This is a genomic window from Mycobacterium parascrofulaceum ATCC BAA-614, from assembly GCF_000164135.1.
Classification (GTDB): domain Bacteria; phylum Actinomycetota; class Actinomycetes; order Mycobacteriales; family Mycobacteriaceae; genus Mycobacterium; species Mycobacterium parascrofulaceum.
Window position 1 is genome coordinate 1 of the sequence record NZ_GG770559.1, and the last position, 2,491, is coordinate 2,491.

General features: G+C 65.0%; 4 protein-coding genes and 1 pseudogene. All 5 read left to right on the top strand.

Features of this window, described 5'->3' with window-relative positions; genetic code table 11:
- Positions 1 to 40: 40 nt before the first annotated feature.
- Positions 41 to 349: a PPE family protein, SVP subgroup gene (locus tag HMPREF0591_RS31415; RefSeq protein ID WP_279626989.1), complete on the top strand. Its 309-nt coding sequence runs from the start codon at positions 41 to 43 to the stop codon at positions 347 to 349.
- Positions 350 to 441: 92 nt separating this feature from the next.
- Positions 442 to 738 carry a WXG100 family type VII secretion target gene (locus HMPREF0591_RS25700; RefSeq protein ID WP_007171652.1) on the top strand — a complete coding sequence of 99 codons (297 nt, stop codon included), beginning with the start codon at positions 442 to 444 and terminating at the stop codon, positions 736 to 738.
- Positions 739 to 749: 11 nt separating this feature from the next.
- Positions 750 to 1,034: a WXG100 family type VII secretion target gene (locus HMPREF0591_RS25705; protein WP_007171653.1), complete on the top strand. Its 285-nt coding sequence runs from the start codon at positions 750 to 752 to the stop codon at positions 1,032 to 1,034.
- 624 nt (positions 1,035 to 1,658) lie between these two features.
- A complete protein-coding gene (locus tag HMPREF0591_RS25710; protein ID WP_007171655.1) occupies positions 1,659 to 2,003 on the top strand; it encodes an NADH-quinone oxidoreductase subunit A in 345 nt (114 codons plus the stop codon).
- A 176-nt stretch (positions 2,004 to 2,179) separates the two neighbouring features.
- Positions 2,180 to 2,491: pseudogene (locus tag HMPREF0591_RS33275) on the top strand (hypothetical protein); the annotation flags it as partial.

Consider the following 2,491-nt stretch of genomic DNA (forward strand, 5'->3'; position numbering starts at 1 on the left):
TTCGGAATCGGGGCTGACGGGCGCGCTCGCTTCCGGCGCGCTGGGAGCACCCGGCACAGCAGGACTCGGCGGAGCGGCCGCGTCAGCGGGCGTAGGCCGGGCGGCCACGGTCGGCGCGTTGTCGGTGCCGCAGACCTGGGCCTCGGCGGCCCCGGCAATGAGTCCTGCGGCGGAGCGGCCGAGCTCTAGCCTGGCCTCTGCCCCAGGGGCCACGACAGGCGCTCCCGCAAGCATGCTCGGCGCACCGCTGGCAAGTATGGCCGGGCGCGGCATAGGCAACGTCGGGGAAGCCGACCTCCGGTTTATGCCCCGCCTGACGGTGGTACCGCCCTCGACGACCCTCGGATAACAAAGGAGGTACACCAACCTATTTCAGGCGGCCGGCTCTGACGTCGGCCACGCCGAGCACAACTGATGATTTCGAGATGAGGAGACATTTCAATGACCACACGCTTTATGACCGATCCGAGCGAGATGCGGGCTACGGCAGGCCGTTTCGACGTGCACGCCCAAACCATCGAAGATGAAGCCCGCAAGATGTGGGCCTCCTCGCAGAACATCGCCGGTGCCGGATGGAGTGGAACCGCTCAGGCCACGTCCTACGACACCATGGGCCAGATGAACACCGCGTTCCGCAACATCGTCACCATGCTGAACGGGGTGCGCGACGGGCTGATCCGCGACGCCAATAACTACGAGAGCCAAGAGCAGGCCTCGCAGCAGATCCTCAGCAATTAGGAGAACCGACGATGAGCATCAACTACCAATTCGGCGACGTCGATGGGCATGGCGCGCTGATCCGCGTCCAGGCCGCCTCCCTGGAGGTCGAGCATAAAGCCATCATCCGCGATGTGCTTGCCGCCGGCGACTTTTGGGGCGGTGCGGGCTCGCTGGCCTGCCAAGAGTTCATCACCCAACTCGGCCGCAACTTCCAGGTCATCTACGAACAGGCCAACGCCCACGGACAAAAGGTGCAAACCGCCGGGGCCAACATGGCCTCCACTGACAGCGCCGTCGGGTCCAGCTGGGCCTAACATCCACCACCCACAGGCGCCAGCCGCACCTCGATCGAAGCAGAAAATTTGCTGCGAAGTATCTTGATGGGTATGGAAATTCGGTGTGCGGAGTGCAAGTGCTGTTGCGATTGTTGTGCGGATCGGTGCCGGTGCCGCTGCTGCGAGCCCGCTGACTGAAGCGATGGCTTCGATGCAGCGGTAGCCGCCGGCGCCGCTCGCCGGTCAAGAGGCGGCATCGCGTGGTCACCGCCGACACGGGCCGCCGTGGACCGACTCGTGGTGGGAGTTCAACCACCAACACCGACAGGCGGTGTTGGATCGGCCAGGACTGGCAGCCACCACCCGGTGACCTCTACTGCACAAGCAGCACTCAGCCCAATTCCGAACAGACAGTTTTCAGTCTGGACCTCACGGGGCTAGCCGAAACAACCCGACCCCCAATCTCATTCGGGTGCATCACCCATCACGAGTCAACTCCTGGACTGCGTGAGGTCGCCCGCGGCGGTGACGCGGCCGGGAAGTAACAGGGCAGCAATCGGTTCACGCTGGGTCACCTAGGCGTGGTAGACCATAATCTGGTGTGCTCCGCATATCGGACGTGGACAAGACTCGGCGCCCTGCACGGGTGAAAGGAGTGCAGCCATGTATGCCGGTCTGGCCTCGACGCTGCTGGTATCCCTAGCGGCCGTCGCCGGGATGTATGGCCTGCATCGGCTGACGACAGTGCGGCCGGATGCGTTGACGTCGCTACCCTTCCAGTCGGGGTGGCTACCCGAGGAGCACGCGCTGTCCCGGTATCACGTGCGCTGGTATCCAGCGACGCTGGTCTTTCTCGCTTTCGACGTCGAGATGCTGTTCATGTACCCGTGGGCCAGGGTCGTCGCACAGATGGGCACCACCGCGGTCATCGAGATGTTCCTGTTCCTGGCCGCGTTGTTCGTCGCGGTGGCGTGGGCATGGCGGGAAGGCGCGCTGCGATGGGTATGACCGCCCTCTTGGCTCGATCTGCTGCCCGCCGGGTCCACGTCCTGACCGCGGAGGTGCCAGGAGATTGGGCGCTGCGTGCGGCGCTTGAGCGCTGTGCTGCGGCTCGGGGGTGGCGCGCAGCGATGTCTCCGGCGGATGCTGATGTGTTAGCGGTGTGCGGTATGCCCGGACCTGAGTTGGCCGAAGCCGTCGATAGGATCTGGGACCAACTGCCCGGCCCGAGGGTACGCACCGACGTTGCTGACGAGCATTCAATCGATTCGGTGCTGGACCGCGCAGTTGCGGAGTTGCTCGATTCCCGCCAGCAGCGAGATGACGCCCGTGATCGCGCACAATCGCCCGACACTACCGCCGATCAAGACGGCATGGACCACGGCGACATGGATCACGGCGGCCACCACGCTGGGATGGACCACGGCGACACGGACATGGCGCCCGCCGGCATTGCTCTGGCCCAAGGCGGGGAGGACCGCGATGGCCTCGAGATG